This is a genomic window from Burkholderia sp. 22PA0106 (genome assembly GCF_047497155.1).
In the GTDB taxonomy this organism is placed as follows: Bacteria; Pseudomonadota; Gammaproteobacteria; order Burkholderiales; family Burkholderiaceae; genus Burkholderia.
Map to the genome: position 1 here is coordinate 2,313,011 of NZ_CP163162.1, position 15,539 is coordinate 2,328,549.

Consider the following 15,539-nt stretch of genomic DNA (forward strand, 5'->3'; position numbering starts at 1 on the left):
GCCACGGCGCGCGCTCGCCGGCCACTTCGGGGTGCGGAAATTCCGTCACCCGATCAAGTCATCGAACGTCCGGCAACCGAATTTCACCCCGGGAAAAACCGGTTCTCCGGCCTCGGCAAGCCCAGATGCTCGCGCAGCGTCGTGCCTTCGTACTCGCGCCGGAAGATTCCGCGCCGCTGCAGCTCGGGCACCACCTTCAGCGCGAAATCGTCGAGCCCGCCCGGCAGGTACGGGAACATCACGTTGAAGCCATCCGAGCCTTCCTCCTCCAGCCACTGCTGCATCGAATCTGCGATGTCGGCCGGCGTGCCGACGAATTCCAGCCCCGAATAGCCGCCCACCCGCTGCGCCAGCTCGCGCACGCTCAAGCCGCCGGCCGCCAGGTCGAGCACGCGCTGCCGCGACGTGTGGCTCGCATTGCTTTCGGGGATCTCGGGCAGCGGCGCGTCGGGATCGAAGCCCGACACGTCGTGGCCGAGCGCGATCGACAGCGAGGCGAAGCCGCTGTCGTCGTGCACGAGCGTATCGAGAAACGCGCGCTTCTCGCGCGCCTCGTCGATCGAATCGCCCACCACCACGAACGCGCCGGGCAGGATCTTCAGGTGCTCGCGCGGCCGGCCGAGCCGGTCGAGGCGGCCCTTCACGTCGGCATAGAAACGCTTGCCGGACGCCAGCGACGATTGCGCCGTGAACACGGCCTCGGCCGTCTCGGCCGCCAGTTGCTTGCCGGCCTCCGACGAGCCGGCCTGCACCACCACCGGCCAGCCCTGCACGGGCCGCGCGATGTTCAGCGGCCCGCGCACCGCGTAATGCTCGCCGCGATGGCCGAGCACGTGCAGCTTCTCCGGGTCGAAGTACAGGCCGCTGCCCACGTCGCGCACGAACGCGTCGTCGGCCCAGCTATCCCACAGGCCCGTGACGGCATCGAAGAATTCGCGCGCGCGGCGGTAGCGCGCGTCGTGCTCCAGGTGCTCGTCGAGGCCGAAGTTCAGCGCGGCGTCGGGGTTCGAGGTGGTCACGAGGTTCCAGCCCGCGCGCCCGTCGCTCAGGTGGTCGAGCGAGGCGAAGCGGCGCGCGACGTGATACGGCGCCTCGAAGCTGGTCGAGGCGGTGGCCACCAGCCCGATCCGCTCGGTCACCATCGCCAGCGCCGACAGCAGCGTGAGCGGCTCGAACGAGGTCACGGTGTGGCTGCGCTTGAGCGCCTGCGTGGACATGTTCAGCACGGCGAGGTGATCGGCCATGAAGAACGCATCGAACTTTGCGCGCTCGAGCGTCTGCACGCAATGCACCAGGTGCTTGAGGTTGAAGTTCGCGTCGGGCCAGGCATCGGGATGGCGCCATGCGCCGGTATGCAGGCTCACCGGGCGCATGAAGGCGCCCAGGTGCAGTTGTCGTTTGCGGGTCATCGTCGGTCGCCGCGCGCGCGGCGTCGGGTTGGCGGAGCGCTCACGATACCGTGCCTCCGGCGAATCTGCTGGCGGCCGCCCTTATCACGCGGCGCGCTTTCCTAGCGACGATTTCTTGGTTCGCGCAGCGCCCGCGCTTGCGTACATTGAAAGGTCATCCTGCTTGATCAGCGGCATCCCGCCGCCTGCCCGGAGACCATTCCATGAAGCTGTCCTGGACTCGCGCGCTGCGTCGCGCGGCCCTGACGATCGGCGCGCTCGCCGCCCTCGGTTCGATCGCCGCCGCCCCGGCCGCGCAGGCCGCCGACGTGGCCGCCAAACCCGCCGCCGCGCCCGCCGAAATCCGCGTCGACTACGCCTACTATTCGCCCGAAAGCCTCGTGATCCGCCATTTCGGCTGGCTCGAGGACGCGTTCAAGCCCGACCACACCGAAATCCGCTGGGTGCTGAGCCTCGGCAGCAACCGCGCGCTCGAATACCTGAACAGCGGCGCGGTGGATTTCGGCTCGACGGCCGGCCTCGCGGCCGTGCTGGGCCGCGCCAACGGCAACCCGATCCACGCCGTCTACGTGTTCTCGCGGCCCGAGTGGACCGCGCTGGTGGTGCGCAAGGATTCGCCGATCAAGACGCTGGCCGACCTCAAGGGCAAGAAGATCGCGGCCACGCGCGGCACCGATCCGTTCCTGTTCACGCTGCGCGCGCTGCATACGGTGGGCCTGTCGCGCGACGACGTCGAACTCGTCAACCTGCAACACCCGGACGGGCGCACCGCGCTCGCCAACGGCCAGGTGGACGCCTGGGCCGGCCTCGATCCGCACATGGCCGCCGCGCAGGTGGACGACGGCGCGCGCCTGCTGTACCGCAACGTCGGCTTCAATACCTACGGATTCCTGAACGTGCGCGAGGCATTCGCGAGCCAGTATCCGCAGGCCGTCACGCGCGTGCTGAAGGTGTACGAGAAGGCGCGGCTGTGGATCGTCGCGCACCCGGACGACACCGCGAAGATCGTCGCCGACGAATCGAAGGTGTCGCTGCCGGTGGCGAAGCTGCAACTGCAGCGCAACGATTTCAGCGATCCGGTGCCGGGCGACGTGCAGCGCGTCGCGCTGAAGGCCGCCGCGCCGGTGCTGACCGACGAGCAACTGGTCAAGCCCGGTGTCGATCCGGCGAAGATCGTCGACGCGCTGATCGATCCGTCGTTCGCTCGCCCGCTGGTCGCGGCCGCGCATTGACGATGCGCGACACCGCCGCCCGCCGCGACACGCTGGCGCCCCGCGCGCCGGCCGAATCCGCGCAGGCTGTTGTTCCCAACACCCCGGCCGCCCGGCGCGATCCGCTACGCGCCTGGCGCTTCGCCGGCTTCGCGCTGCCGTTCGCGGCGCTCGCGCTGGTGGAACTCGCGGTGCGCGCCGGCTGGCTGCCCGATCATCTGGTGCCCGCGCCCAGCGAGATCCTCGCCTCGCTCGAGCAGATGGGCCTGGCGCGCGTGCTGCGCCACGTGGGCGCGAGCAGCCTGCGCGTCGCGCTCGGCTTCGCGGCCGGCTCGGCGCTGGCGCTCGCGATCGGTGCGGCGATGGGCCTGAGCCGCCGCATCGACGCGCTGCTCGAACCGAGCTTCCAGGCGCTGCGCTCGATCCCGTCGCTCGCGTGGGTGCCGGTGCTGCTGCTCTGGCTCGGCATCGACGAAGCGCCGAAGATCGTGCTGATCGCGATCGGCGCGTTCTTTCCCGTGCATCTGGCGGTGGTGGCCGGCATTCGCGGCGTGGACCGCAAGCTGGTCGAACTCGGGGCCGTCTACCGGCTCGGCGCGTTCGCGCTGTTCCGCCGAATCCTGCTGCCGGCCGCGCTGCCGCAGATCGTCACCGGGCTGCGCACCGGCCTGAGCCTCGCGTGGATGTTCATGGTGGCGGCCGAGCTGATCGCCGCCACGCGGGGGCTGGGCTTCCTGCTCAGCGACGGCCGCGAAACCGGCCGGCCGGACCTGGTGTTCGGCGCGATCCTGCTGCTCGCACTGCTCGGCAAGCTGACCGACGGCGCGATGCGCCGCATCGAGACGCGCTGGCTGGCCTGGCGCGACAGTTTCGACGGCGCGCCGCGCCGGGAGGCGCGATGAGCGCCGCCCCGCTGCTCGACGCGCGCGTGGCGCGCAAGCATTACGGCGCGCGCGCCGTGCTGGCCGACGTGCCGCTGCAGGTAGCGCGCGGCGAGATCGTCTGCGTGGTCGGCCCGAGCGGCTGCGGCAAGAGCACCTTGCTGCGGATTCTGGCCGGCCTCGACGGCGATTATCGCGGCAGCGTGCGGCTCGACGGCGCGCCGCTCGACGGGCCGTCGGCGCGAATCGGCGTGATCTTCCAGGAGCCTCGGCTGCTGCCGTGGCTGACGGTGGCCGACAACGTCGGCTTCGCGGCCGGCCTCCATGGCGGGCGCGCGCCCGAGGTGGCGCGCCTGCTCGCGGAGGTCGGGCTGGATGGTTCGGCGGCGGCCTTGCCGGCCGCGCTGTCGGGCGGCATGGCGCAGCGCGCGGCGATCGCGCGCGGGCTGTTCGGGGAACCGGACCTGCTGCTGCTCGACGAGCCGTTCAGCGCCGTGGACGTGCTCACGCGCATGCGCCTGCAAACGCTGCTGCTCGACGTCGTGCAGCGGCATGGCATGGCTGCGGTGCTGGTCACGCACGATCTCGACGAGGCGCTGTATCTGGGCGATCGCGTGGTGCTGCTGGCTGCGAACCCGGGGCGGGTGGAGGATGCGTTCGCGGTGGATCTGCCGCGCCCGCGTGATCGCCGCGGGCCGGCGCTGGCTGCGTTGCGTAATCGGCTGCTCGGCGCGTTCGAGCGATTTCAGGACAGCGGTGCGGTCGGCGCCGCATGACTTGGCTTGACGGCTCGGCTTGGCCGCTTGGCGGTTCTGCGATTCGGCGGTTCGGCGGTTCGCCAGGCCGCTACTCGTCTAAACGGCGCTGCCCAGCCGCAACGGCCGCACCTCGCCGCGCGCGGGCGTGGCGTTCTCGTGGAACAAGTCGCCGAGATACTGCGCCAGTTCGTCGGCCTCGATGAACGCCGGGACCTCGAAATCGGCGCGCCGCCGCTTGCCGTCCGCTCCCAGATCGAACGCCCGCCACACGCCGTCCTGCCGGACGATCGCGACATGCCGTCCGAACACGTCGAAGCCGTAAGCCGAATCGCTCATGGCGTTACACCAACGGCGCGACCGACGCGCCCTGAATGCCGTGACGCGCCAGCGCCGCTTCGACGAAGCCCGAGCGCTTGTGCGCCTCAACGAAGCGGCCCAGCGCCTCGGCCGCCCGCTCGCCGCGCGCACGCGCCACGCCCATCGCCTGCCGGATCACCATGAAGCGCTCGTCGAGCAAACGCACGCCCGGCAGATGCGCCGTATCGGCTTCCAGTTGCTGCTTCACGCCGGCGGCCACCTCCAGGTCGCGATCGAGGAAGGTCTGCACCACGGCCGGCGAGGTGGGTGCACGCACGATCTGCGCGGCCTTCAACTCGCGCGTGAGGAACAGATCGTAGGCGCTGCCCTGTCCCACGGCCACGCGATGCTGCGCCTGATCGACGTCGGCGTTGGTGCGGATCGGCGAGGCGTCGCGCACCAGATACCAGCCTTCGATCAGCACGTACGGCTCGGTGAACGCGATCGTCTCGCCGCGCTTCGGATCGACGGCGAAGAAGCCGAAATCGGCGCGCCCGTCGCTGACCGCCTCCACTGACTTGCCGGCCGCATCGAACACCACGAGTTCGAGCGGCACGCCCAGCTCCGCCGCGAACGCGCGCGCCAGATCGACCGACACGCCGACCGGTTCGCCGGTCGCCGCATCGCGGTTCGCGAGGATCGGATTGCCGAGGTTGATGGAGGCGCGCACGGTGCCGGTGGGCGCGAAGGCGGTCACGAGATCGGGATCGAAGGGCATGGCGGTGTCGGGCGTCAAAGGGCTGGGGAAATCGAAGCGGCTTGCGCTGAGGTTTGCACGAGACGGCGTTCAGGACCGGAGGGTCGCACCGCCCGGCCTCGGCAACGTGGATTCGAGCAGCGTGTCCACGGCCACGCGCGCTTCGACCGGGTCGATTCTGCCATCGGCGCGCATCGTGCGCACGGGGATCGCTCGGTGCGCGGTGCTTTGTGCCTGGGCGCGGTACAGGGTAAGGCGCGCTGCCATCGTTCGCGAACCCGGCGTTCGAGATCGCGTCATCAAGCACACCATCAACCGCCCCATCATTCACGCGTCTTGCGCGGCAAATAATGCCCCGGCGTACGCCCCAACGCATTCTTGAACATCGTGATGAACGCGTTGACCGATTCATAGCCCAGCTCGGCCGCCACGCGCTGCACGGGCATCCCGGCCGACAGCTTCTGAATCGCCGTCACGATATGCAACTGGCGGCGCCAGCGGCCGAACGTCATGCCGGTTTCGGCCAGCACCAGCCGCGCGAGCGTGCGCTCGCCGAGCGCCACCTGCCGCGCCCACTCGCCCACCGTCGCGCGGTTGGCCGGGTCCTTGACCAGCGCGGTGGCGATCTTGCGCAACTGCCGCTTCGGCGGCATCGGCACATGCAGATCCTCGACCGGCATCGAGCCGAGCTGTTCGAGCAGCACGCCCGCCACGCGGCCGGTGGCGCTGTCGGGCTCGTAGTCGTGCGGACGCGCCGCCAGATAGGCGATCAACTCGCGGATCAGCGCCGGAATCGCGAACGTGCAGCAGGCATCGGGCATGCGCGCCGTGCCCGGCTCGACGAACAGCAAGGCGATCTCGCCGTCCGCCGCCACGCGGTTACTGTGCGGCATGCCGCCCGGAATCCACACGCCGCAGCCATGCGGCACGACCCACACGCCGCGCTCGACCAGGCAGGTCACGAAGCCGCGCCGCGCGATCACGAGCTGGCCGCGCCGGTGGCGATGGAACGGCTGCTCGATCTCGTTGTCGCGCACGTCCACTTGCATCGCCACCGCGCTCGCCGCGTAGCAGTCCGGATCGAATCCGGCCGGAAGCTGCGCGTAAGCGGGTTGCCTCATGACGGCCGACGTCCGGGCGCGCGGCGGCGCTCAGGCATACGCTCAGGCACGCGCGACGGCCTCGGGGCCGCCGGTGTCGCCGCGCAGCGCCTCGGCGTCCTGCGCCAGCCGCGCCGAGAGCCGCTCGGGCAGGAAATCGAGCCACGCGTTCAGCGGCGCATTGAGCAGCCGGTGCGGCGTGCTGGCGATATCCACGCTCATCGACGCCATCGTGTAGCCCGGCAGCAGGCGGCGCAGCGAGCCGTCGCGCAGGCCGTTCAGCGCGAACGAGGCCGGCAGCAGGCCGATGCCCATGCCCTCGCGGATCGCCACCGTCATCGAATCGGCCACGTTGATGACGAACGGATAGCGGTCGAACTGCACGCGCTCGACGCCGTCGGGGCCGTCGAAGCGCCAGTCGATCGCCGGAATGCCCGGCGCGCGCAGTTGCAGGCACGCGTGATCGCTCAGGTCGGACGGCCGCTCGGGCGTGCCGTGCGCATCCAGATAGGACGGCGCGGCGCACACGATGCAGGCGATCTCGCCGAGCCGCTGGGTGCCCGGGCCGGGCTCGGGCAGCACGTTCGAGACGATGAACGCGCAGTCGTGCATCTCGTCGAGCGAATCCACCGGCTGCTGGGCCAGCGTCAGGTCGATCCGCACGCGCGGAAAGCTGCGCGAGAACTCGGCGATCAGCGGCACCAGGTAATGCGTGCCGAAGCTCGTCATCGAGTGAATCCGCAGCGGGCCGTCCGGGATCGGCGCGCGCTGCCCGGTCAGCAGCTCGGCCTCGGCGAATTCGAGGTCGGCCAGGATCTTCCGGCAATGCACCAGGTAGCGCTCGCCGGCCTCGGTCAGCGACATGCGCCGCGTATTGCGTTGCAGCAGGCGCGTGCTCAGGTGCTGCTCCAGATCGGAGATGGCGCGCGACACCTGCCCGGTGGAGGTGCGCAACATCGTGGCGGCCGCCGTGAAGCTGCCGGTTTCGGCCACCCGCACAAAGACGCCCATGTTCTGCGTCGTATTCATCCCCGTTCCCGATGCGAATGTAATGAGCGGCAGTATCGCACCGGGCGGCGCCGGCGGCACAAAGCTTGGCTGTTTTTAGGGATATGTTGGCCGACTATCCCTATCCACGCGCGGCGCACCGGTTCGAATAGGTATCCGCAGCATTTCATCAGACGTTTCCGCCGGGCGCTTCGATCGCCCGCCGCGCCGCTACCGCAGCCCCCGCACGATCTTTTCCATGCGCGCGTGCGCCATCGCCAGGAACGCGCGCACCACCGGCTTCTCCTGCTGCCACTGCGGGCACACCGTGAAGCCGCGAAACACGATGTCCTTCGAGAACGGCCGGAACACGATGCGCGCCGGGTTGGTGTCCTCCACCGCCAGCGGGTTGACGATGCCGATGCCCAGCCCGCGCGCGACCAGCGCGCAGATCGTCGCGCCGTAAGGTGTCTCGATCGCCGCCACCTGGTCGGCGCGCGCCCGGCGCAGCACGCGATCGACGGCCGCGCGCGTGTCGTCGGCATACGACGGCAGGATCAGCCGCTCGCCGCGCAGGTCGGCCGCCGCGATCCGCTTGCGCGCTGCCAGCGCGTGCCCCGCCGGCAGCGCGCACAGGCCGGGCAGCCGGTACAGGTCGGTGCTGGTCACGCCGACCACGTCGGGCAGAGTGGTGGAGAAGCCGATATCGCAGTTCGACGACGAGGCCCAGCGCTGAATCGTGCTTTCGCTGCGCATTTCGAGCGACACCGCCACGCGCGGGTGCTCGGCCAGAAAATCCTCGATCACGCCCGGCAGGAACGACAGCGCCATGATCGGCGCCGCCACCAGCCGCAGCCGCCCGCTGCCGAGCTGGTTGATCTCGCGGGCCGCCTGCACCAGCTTCTCCAGCCCGACGAAGCTGCGTTCGACCTCGTGATAGAACGCCGTGCCCGCATCGGTCGCGCGAATCCGGCCGCCCTGCCGCACGAACAGCGCGAGCCCGGTGGCCGCCTCCAGCTCCGCGATCAGCCGGCTCACGCTCGGCTGCGAGGTGCCCATCTCGTCGGCGGCAACCGTCATCGAGCCGCGCAGCATCACCAGCCGGAACGCCTCGATCTGCCGTTGATTCATGTGCCGTTCTCGCCGTCCAAAAAAGTCCCGACTTTTTGCCCCATGTTCTTCTGGGCGTTCATCGCACTCTAGCATTCGCAAAAAACTGAAAGTCACGACCTTTCTCAAACATCCAGACGTATCGGATCGTAAAGATCGGAGAGGCAGCGACCCGATGCTCGCGCCTCTTGCTCTTCATTTTTTTGCATCCCATTGCGCTTGCATGATCCGGGGATCGGCCTCGGCGCGCTGCGCGCTCTCGCAGGCAACAATTAACGCGGCGCCGGCCCTTGCCGGTTGTCTCCATGATGCGGCTCAGGTCACACTGACATCGATTTCGCGTTAATCAGCGAGCGTCTATGCATCCAATCAATTGGACCGGTTCGTTACACGCTGTCCTGCGACGCAACCCGTTCGTCGAGCACCCCATGCGAGAGACGCTGGTCGCGTACTTGCGCGAGCAGGTGGCGATCCGAGTGTCGCGGCGTCCGCCGCCGCCCATCGCGACATGTTGATAGCGCTCAGGTGGTGCGGCTCAGGGCGCCGGCTCCGGCCAGCGAACCGCGCTCGACGCGTCATCGATGGCGAATCTGCGCCGCGAGCCCGGGCAATCCCTGCTGGTAAGATGGCTCGCAACCCCACCCTGCCCGCCCCATGAGCTCCACCTCGACCAAACCTGCGAACCCGAAGCGCACCGCGAAGACCGCCACTCAGGCAGCAGCCGGCGACAAGCCGAAGGCGCGTATCCCGCAGCGCCTGACCTACGCGATCGGCGCTCTCGACCGGCTACTGCGCCGCCACATGACCGACGCGCTCGCGCCGCTCGGCATCACGCTTGCACAATACACGGCGCTATCCGTGCTCGAAGCACGTGGCGCATCGTCGAACGCACAGCTTGCGGAGCGCTCGTTCATCACGCCGCAATCGGCAAATGAGGTGATGAGCGTGATGGCGCGCCGCGGCTTCGTTACGCGCGAGGCCGATCCGTCGCACGGCCGCGTGATCCTGCTGACGCTGACCGACGCAGGCGCGGCCATGCTGCGCGAATGCGAAACCGTGCTGCGCCCGCTCGAAACGACCATGCTCGGCGATTTCTGCGCCGACGACGCCGTGCACGTGCAACGCGTGCTGGAAATCTTCGCGCGCAACCTGCGCGGCTGACCTTCCCGCCGGCAACGGCAGCCCCTCTCCCCTCCATCGCAACTGCCGGGCGCCTGTTCGCGCCCGCCTTCTCCATGACATCCCGATACGGGTTTACACCGCCGCGAATACCGCTTGATATATCAGGTAGCCTGATATTAAATGAAGCCGTCCGCAGCAGGAATGCTGCGTGCCGAATCGCACAGCAACGCAAACCAGGAAAACACATGAGCAAGTACGACAAGCGCTGGCAGACCGTCGAAGTGAAGGTGGAGGCCGGCATCGCGTGGGTCACGCTGAACCGCCCGGAAAAGCGCAATGCAATGAGCCCGACGCTCAATCAGGAGATGCTGCAGGTACTCGACGCGGTCGAGTTCGACGACGAGGCGAAAGTGCTCGTTCTCACCGGAGCCGGTGCCGCGTGGACGGCCGGCATGGACCTGAAGGAATACTTCCGCGAGATCGATGGCGGCCCGGAAGCGCTGCAGGAAAAGGTGCGGCGCGACGCGTCGGAATGGCAATGGCGCCGCCTGCGCATGTACGCCAAGCCCACCATTGCGATGGTGAACGGCTGGTGTTTCGGCGGCGGCTTCTCGCCGCTCGTCGCGTGCGATCTCGCGATTGCCGCCGACGAAGCCGTGTTCGGGCTGTCGGAGATCAACTGGGGCATCCCGCCCGGCAATCTTGTCAGCAAGGCGATGGCCGACACGGTCGGACACCGCCGCGCGCTGCATTACATCATGACCGGCGACACGTTCACCGGCGTGGAGGCGGCCGACATGGGGCTCGTGAACAGCAGCGTGCCGCTCGCCGGGCTGCGCGACGCGACGATCGCGCTCGCCGCGCGGCTGATGGACAAGAATCCGGTCGTGCTGCGCGCGGCCAAGCACGGCTTCAAGCGTTCGCGCGAGCTGACGTGGGAGCAATGCGAAGATTATCTGTACGCGAAGCTGGACCAGGCGCAACTGCGCGATCCGGAACAGGGGCGCGAACAGGGGCTCAGGCAGTTCCTCGACGACAAGACGATCAAGCCCGGCCTGCAAGCGTACAAGCGCTGACCCGACCGGAAGAGACAGGGCAGGAGACGACATGACCGACAGATACATGCTGATCGCCGGCGAGTGGTGCGCCGCACGCGACGGCCGCACCTTCGACCGGCTCGATCCCGCGACGGGCGCGCTCGCATCGCGCGCCCCGGCGGCCGACCTCGCCGACGCCGACGCGGCAATCGACGCCGCGCATCGTGCCTTTCCCGCATGGGCGGCGCTCGCGCCGACAGCGCGCCGCCGGTTGCTGCTGAAGGCCGCCGACCTGATGGACGCGCGCATCGACGCCTTCGTCGCAGCCGGCGTTGCCGAAACGGGCGCGACGCCGGGCTGGATCGGCTTCAACGTCACGCTCGCGGCGAACATGCTGCGCGAGGCTGCGTCGATGACCACGCAGATCGCCGGCGACGTGATCCCGTCCGACGTGCCCGGCAATCTGGCGCTCGCGATGCGCGCGCCGTGCGGCGTGGTGCTCGGCATCGCGCCGTGGAACGCGCCGGTGATCCTCGGTACGCGTGCATTGGCGATGCCGCTCGCCTGCGGCAACACGGTCGTGCTGAAGGCGTCCGAAGCGTGCCCCGGCGTGCATGCGCTGATCGGTGCGGTGCTCGACGAAGCGGGACTCGGCGCGGGCGTCGTCAACGTGATCACGCACGCGGCGGCCGACGCGCCGGCGCTCGTCGAGCGGCTGATCGCGCATCCGCACGTGAAGCGCATCAATTTCACCGGATCGACCCACGTCGGGCGCATCATCGCGCGCCACGCCGCCGCGCACCTGAAGCCGGTGCTGCTCGAGCTCGGGGGCAAGGCGCCCGTCCTCGTGCTGGACGATGCCGATCTCGACGCGGCGGTCGATGCGATCGCGTTCGGCGCGTTCTTCAACCAGGGGCAGATCTGCATGTCGACCGAGCGCGTGATCGCCGCGCGGCCGATCGCCGATGCGCTCGTCGAGCGGCTTGCCGCGAAGGCGCGCCTGCTGGTCGCGGGCGATCCGCGGGCAGGCCATCCGCTCGGCACGATGATCGATGCGTCTGCGGCCCAGCGCGCGGCGGCGCTGGTCGAGGACGCGCGTGCGCACGGCGCGCGGCTGCCGCTAGGCTGTCGCGTCGAAGGCGCGACGATGCAGCCCGCGATCGTCGACGGCGTGACGCCCGAGATGCGTCTGTACCGCGAGGAGTCGTTCGCGCCGGTCGTCGCGATCCTGCGCGCGGACAGCGATGACGCAGCGGTCGAGCTTGCGAACGACAGCGAGTTCGGGCTGTCCGCGAGCGTGTTCAGCCGAGACGTCGCACGCGCCATGGCGGTGGCACGGCGGATCGAGTCGGGGATCTGCCACATCAACGGCCCGACCGTGCACGACGAAGCGCAGATGCCGTTCGGCGGCACGAAGGCGAGCGGCTATGGCCGCTTCGGCAGCCGCGCGTCGATCGCCGAATTCACCGAGCTGCGCTGGATCACCGTGCAGACCACGCCGCGTCACTATCCGATATGAGCGACGCGACGATGAACGTATCCCAAGCTCCTCACGACGCCGCGCGCGGCGTGGCCGATGTGCGCTACCGCGCGGCGGCGGTGGCCGAAGGCGCCGCCGACATGCACCGCTCCGAGGACGGCACCTGGCACCTGCGTGCGCGCGAACCGCTCGGCGCCTACCCGGAGCGGCTGACCGACTGCCTGGTCAACGGCGCGCAGGCCTACCCCGACCGCGTGCTGGCCGCGCGACGCGACGACGGCGGCCGCTGGATCGAGATCACGTACGCGCAGATGCTCGAACGCGCACGCGCGCTCGGGCAGGGCCTCGTCGATCTCGGCCTGTCGGTCGAGCGTCCGCTCGCGGTGCTGTCCGGCAACGATCTCGAACACCTGCAGCTGATGTTCGCGGCGATGCTGGCCGGCGTGCCGTACGCGCCGATCTCTCCCGCCTACTCGCTGGTGTCCACCGACTACGGCAAGCTGCGCCACACGCTCGACGTGCTGCGGCCGGGCGCGGTGTTCGTCGCCGATCGCGCGGCGTTCGCCCGCGCACTCGACGCGGCGCGGCCGGCCGACGCGACGCTGATCGTCGGGCGCGATGCCGACGCGACGGACCACGCCGTGCCGCTGTCGCGTCTGCTGGCTACCGAACCGCGCACGATAGACGCGCGCCATGCGGCGATCGGCCCCGACCATCTTGCGAAGATTCTGTTCACGTCGGGGTCGACCAAGCGGCCGAAGGCCGTGCCGACCACGCACCGGATGCTGTGCAGCAACCAGCAGATGCTGCGCCAGACGATGCCCGAGCTGACGCGCGAGCCGCCGGTGCTGGTCGACTGGCTGCCCTGGAATCACACGTTCGGCGGCAGTCACAACCTCGGCATTGCGCTCTACAACGGCGGCACGCTGTATATCGACGACGGGCGCCCGGTGCCCGGCCGCTTCGACGAAACGGTGCGCAACCTGCGCGAGATCGCGCCGACGATCTACTTCAACGTGCCGAAAGGCTGGGAAGAACTGACCGCCGCACTCGAGCGCGATGCCGAGCTGCGCGACACGTTCTTCTCGCGCGTGAAACTGTACTTCTTCGGCGGTGCGGGGCTGTCGCAGGCTGCCTGGGACCGGCTCGACCGTGTGACCGGCACGCATTGCGGCGAGCGGATCCGGATCATGGCCGGGCTCGGCATGACCGAAACGTCGCCGTCGTGCCTGTTTACGACGGGGCCGCTGATGCGCTCCGGCTATATCGGCCTGCCCGCGCCCGGTTGCGACGTGAAGCTCGCGCCGTCCGGCGGCAAGCTCGAGCTGCGCTTCAAGGGGCCGAACGTGATGCGCGGCTACTGGCACGCGGACGTCGATCCGCGCGATGTGTTCGACGACGAAGGCTATTACCGCAGCGGCGACGCGGCGGTGTTCGCCGATCCGGGACGGCCGGAATTCGGGCTGCAATTCGACGGGCGGCTGACGGAGGATTTCAAGCTCGGCAGCGGCACGTTCGTCAGCGTCGGGCCGTTGCGCGCGAACGCGGTGTCGAGCGGCGCCCCGTACGTGCAGGACGTCGTCGTGACGGGCATCAACCGCGAAGACATCGGCCTGCTCGTGTTTCCGCGCCTCGACGCCTGCCGCGCGCTCGCGTCGCTCGGCGCCGATGCGGCCGCGGCCGACGTGCTGCGCGCGCCAGCCGTGCGCGCCGCATTCCGGACCTGGCTCGCTGCGCTGAACCGGCACGCGAGCGGCGGATCGACGTTCGTCGCGCGCATCCGGTTGATGGACACGCCGCCGTCGCTCGATCTCGGCGAAGTGACCGACAAGGGTTCGCTGAATCAGGCCGCCGTGCAGCAGCATCGCGCGACGACGATCGACGCGTTGTACGACCCGGCGCGCAGCGATCCCGACGTGATCTACGCGTAGGCACGCGGTTGGCGGTACCCGCGGCAACCTGCCGGAGGCGATCGGCGGGATTTTTCACGATCAGTGAATCAGGCTGCCTGATAAAAGGGCGGCCAATCGAGCGCCGGCCCGCCCCGGGCAGGCGCTCGACGCGCACGACCAGCGGCCCGGCGAGGCTCGCCGACGACAAGACAACAAGGACAAGACAACAAGGATTGGAGACACGATGAACACCTACGTTGCCGAAAGGCAGACCGTTGCGACCACACTCGCGCTGTGTTTCGCGATCGCGCTGCTCGAAGGGCTCGACCTGCAGTCGGTCGGCGTTGCCGCGCCACGCATGGCGCGCGAATTCGGGCTGACCGTCTCGCAGATGGGCATTGCGTTCAGCGCGGGCACCTTCGGGCTGCTGCCGGGCGCGATGCTCGGCGGGTGGCTCGCCGACCGGATCGGGCGCAAGCGCGTGCTGATCGCATCGGTTGCGCTGTTCGGGCTGCTGTCGATCGCCACCGCGCAGGTATCGAGTTTCGCGATGCTCGTCGCGGTGCGCGTGCTGACCGGCATCGGCCTCGGCGGGGCAATGCCGAACCTGATCGCGCTGTCGTCGGAAGCGGTCGCGCCCCGCGCGCGCAGCGCCGCGGTGGCCGCGATGTATTGCGGAATCCCGTTCGGCGGCGTGATCGCGTCGCTGATCGGCGTGCTGCTGGCGGGCGACGCCGAGTGGCGGCACATCTTCTACGTCGGCGGCGCCGGGCCCCTGCTCCTGCTGCCGTTGCTGGCGTTGCGGCTGCCGGAATCGCGCGCGTATCTCGACGTCGCCGACATGCCGGCCGCGCGTGCCGGCATCGCTCGAACGCTGTTCGGCGACGGCCGCACGGTATCGACGCTCGCATTGTGGATCAGCTACTTCTGCACGCTGATCGTCCTGTATTTCCTGCTGAACTGGCTGCCGTCGCTGATGGCCGCGCGCGGGCTCGACCGCGAGCACGTCGGAATCGTGCAGATCGCGTTCAACGTGGGCGGCGGGCTCGGTGCGCTCGGCATCGGCGCGGCGCTCGACAGGATGCGCGCGTCGCACGTGGTCGGCGGCATGTACGTCGGAATCGTGCTGTCGCTCGCCGCCCTGGCGGCGGCGCCCGGCTTCGCATCGCTGGCGGCGGCCGCGTTCGCGGCCGGCATGTTCGTGATCGGCGGCCAATCGGTGCTGTATGCGCTCGCGGCGATCTACTACCCCACCGCGATGCGCGGCACGGGCGTCGGCGCGGCGGTGGCCGTAGGCCGGCTCGGCTCGGTCGTCGGGCCGCTCGCCGCCGCGACGCTGCTGGCCGCCGGCCGCAGCGCACCGGTCGTGATCGGCGCGAGCATCCCCGTCACGCTCGTCGCGGCCGGCGCCGCGCTGCTGCTGATCCGCCGTCCGCGTGCGCGCGACTGACATTTCCCGGTTTTTCAATGCGCGCCGTCAGAGCGTGCAATCACCTGA

At 69.5% G+C, this 15,539-nt stretch carries 14 protein-coding genes; 8 read left to right on the forward strand and 6 right to left on the reverse strand.

Going from position 1 to position 15,539, the window contains the following annotated elements; all coding sequences use genetic code 11:
- Positions 1-83 precede the first annotated feature (83 nt).
- A complete protein-coding gene (locus tag AB4850_RS09835) occupies positions 84-1,409 on the reverse strand; it encodes an LLM class flavin-dependent oxidoreductase (RefSeq protein ID WP_414439626.1) in 1,326 nt (441 codons plus the stop codon).
- Between the two features lie 203 nt (positions 1,410-1,612).
- Here AB4850_RS09835 and AB4850_RS09840 point away from each other — a divergent pair, with 203 nt between their 5' ends.
- The 3 genes from AB4850_RS09840 to AB4850_RS09850 are packed head-to-tail and all read left to right on the forward strand — an operon-like array spanning position 1,613 to position 4,277.
- Positions 1,613-2,641: an aliphatic sulfonate ABC transporter substrate-binding protein gene (locus AB4850_RS09840; RefSeq protein WP_414439627.1), complete on the forward strand. Its 1,029-nt coding sequence runs from the start codon at positions 1,613-1,615 to the stop codon at positions 2,639-2,641.
- A gap of 2 nt (positions 2,642-2,643) precedes the next feature.
- Entirely contained in the window at positions 2,644-3,522 is an 879-nt protein-coding gene (locus AB4850_RS09845) for an ABC transporter permease (protein WP_414439628.1), read from the forward strand.
- A complete protein-coding gene (locus tag AB4850_RS09850; protein ID WP_414439629.1) occupies positions 3,519-4,277 on the forward strand; it encodes an ABC transporter ATP-binding protein in 759 nt (252 codons plus the stop codon). Before AB4850_RS09845 ends, AB4850_RS09850 begins: the two co-directional genes overlap by 4 nt.
- A 78-nt stretch (positions 4,278-4,355) precedes the next feature.
- Here the strand turns inward: AB4850_RS09850 and AB4850_RS09855 are convergent, their stop codons facing one another.
- The 5 genes from AB4850_RS09855 to AB4850_RS09875 form a co-directional block, all read right to left on the reverse strand.
- Positions 4,356-4,595, reverse strand: a complete 240-nt coding sequence (locus tag AB4850_RS09855; protein WP_414439630.1) for a hypothetical protein — start codon at positions 4,593-4,595, stop codon at positions 4,356-4,358.
- A gap of 4 nt (positions 4,596-4,599) precedes the next feature.
- Positions 4,600-5,334, reverse strand: a complete 735-nt coding sequence (locus AB4850_RS09860; protein ID WP_414439631.1) for an ABC transporter substrate-binding protein — start codon at positions 5,332-5,334, stop codon at positions 4,600-4,602.
- Positions 5,335-5,636: 302 nt separating this feature from the next.
- Complete coding sequence (locus AB4850_RS09865) at positions 5,637-6,434, reverse strand: AraC family transcriptional regulator (protein WP_414439632.1); 798 nt, start codon at positions 6,432-6,434, stop codon at positions 5,637-5,639.
- A gap of 42 nt (positions 6,435-6,476) precedes the next feature.
- Entirely contained in the window at positions 6,477-7,442 is a 966-nt protein-coding gene (locus AB4850_RS09870; protein WP_414439633.1) for a LysR substrate-binding domain-containing protein, read from the reverse strand.
- 189 nt (positions 7,443-7,631) lie between these two features.
- Complete coding sequence (locus tag AB4850_RS09875) at positions 7,632-8,531, reverse strand: LysR substrate-binding domain-containing protein (protein WP_414439634.1); 900 nt, start codon at positions 8,529-8,531, stop codon at positions 7,632-7,634.
- Positions 8,532-9,164: 633 nt separating this feature from the next.
- Between AB4850_RS09875 and AB4850_RS09880 the strand changes: the two genes are divergently transcribed.
- From AB4850_RS09880 to mhpT, 5 genes are all read left to right on the forward strand, one after another.
- Positions 9,165-9,671 carry a MarR family winged helix-turn-helix transcriptional regulator gene (locus tag AB4850_RS09880; RefSeq protein ID WP_414439635.1) on the forward strand — a complete coding sequence of 169 codons (507 nt, stop codon included), beginning with the start codon at positions 9,165-9,167 and terminating at the stop codon, positions 9,669-9,671.
- A gap of 206 nt (positions 9,672-9,877) precedes the next feature.
- Positions 9,878-10,708, forward strand: coding sequence for a p-hydroxycinnamoyl CoA hydratase/lyase (locus AB4850_RS09885; protein WP_414439636.1), 831 nt, complete (start codon positions 9,878-9,880; stop codon positions 10,706-10,708).
- Positions 10,709-10,739: 31 nt separating this feature from the next.
- Positions 10,740-12,188, forward strand: coding sequence for an aldehyde dehydrogenase (locus AB4850_RS09890; protein WP_414439637.1), 1,449 nt, complete (start codon positions 10,740-10,742; stop codon positions 12,186-12,188).
- Positions 12,185-14,080, forward strand: coding sequence for a feruloyl-CoA synthase (locus tag AB4850_RS09895; RefSeq protein WP_414439638.1), 1,896 nt, complete (start codon positions 12,185-12,187; stop codon positions 14,078-14,080). The genes AB4850_RS09890 and AB4850_RS09895 overlap by 4 nt, the downstream gene beginning before the upstream one ends.
- A gap of 205 nt (positions 14,081-14,285) precedes the next feature.
- Positions 14,286-15,491 (forward strand): 3-(3-hydroxy-phenyl)propionate transporter MhpT, encoded by a 1,206-nt coding sequence (gene mhpT, locus AB4850_RS09900; RefSeq protein WP_414439639.1) that lies wholly within the window; start codon positions 14,286-14,288, stop codon positions 15,489-15,491.
- The last annotated feature ends 48 nt before the right edge of the window (positions 15,492-15,539 follow it).

Excerpts from the sequence above, each read along its gene's own strand:
- AB4850_RS09840 (WP_414439627.1), top strand. The coding sequence starts at position 1,613 with ATGAAGCTGTCCTGGACTCGCGCGCTGCGTCGCGCGGCCCTGACGATC.
- AB4850_RS09845 (WP_414439628.1), top strand. The coding sequence starts at position 2,644 with ATGCGCGACACCGCCGCCCGCCGCGACACGCTGGCGCCCCGCGCGCCG.
- AB4850_RS09870 (WP_414439633.1), bottom strand. The coding sequence starts at position 7,442 with ATGAATACGACGCAGAACATGGGCGTCTTTGTGCGGGTGGCCGAAACC.
- AB4850_RS09890 (WP_414439637.1), top strand. The coding sequence starts at position 10,740 with ATGACCGACAGATACATGCTGATCGCCGGCGAGTGGTGCGCCGCACGC.
- mhpT (WP_414439639.1), top strand. The coding sequence starts at position 14,286 with ATGAACACCTACGTTGCCGAAAGGCAGACCGTTGCGACCACACTCGCG.
- AB4850_RS09885 (WP_414439636.1), top strand. The coding sequence starts at position 9,878 with ATGAGCAAGTACGACAAGCGCTGGCAGACCGTCGAAGTGAAGGTGGAG.
- AB4850_RS09860 (WP_414439631.1), bottom strand. The coding sequence starts at position 5,334 with ATGCCCTTCGATCCCGATCTCGTGACCGCCTTCGCGCCCACCGGCACC.
- AB4850_RS09835 (WP_414439626.1), bottom strand. The coding sequence starts at position 1,409 with ATGACCCGCAAACGACAACTGCACCTGGGCGCCTTCATGCGCCCGGTG.
- AB4850_RS09865 (WP_414439632.1), bottom strand. The coding sequence starts at position 6,434 with ATGAGGCAACCCGCTTACGCGCAGCTTCCGGCCGGATTCGATCCGGAC.
- AB4850_RS09850 (WP_414439629.1), top strand. The coding sequence starts at position 3,519 with ATGAGCGCCGCCCCGCTGCTCGACGCGCGCGTGGCGCGCAAGCATTAC.
- AB4850_RS09895 (WP_414439638.1), top strand. The coding sequence starts at position 12,185 with ATGAGCGACGCGACGATGAACGTATCCCAAGCTCCTCACGACGCCGCG.
- AB4850_RS09880 (WP_414439635.1), top strand. The coding sequence starts at position 9,165 with ATGAGCTCCACCTCGACCAAACCTGCGAACCCGAAGCGCACCGCGAAG.
- AB4850_RS09855 (WP_414439630.1), bottom strand. The coding sequence starts at position 4,595 with ATGAGCGATTCGGCTTACGGCTTCGACGTGTTCGGACGGCATGTCGCG.
- AB4850_RS09875 (WP_414439634.1), bottom strand. The coding sequence starts at position 8,531 with ATGAATCAACGGCAGATCGAGGCGTTCCGGCTGGTGATGCTGCGCGGC.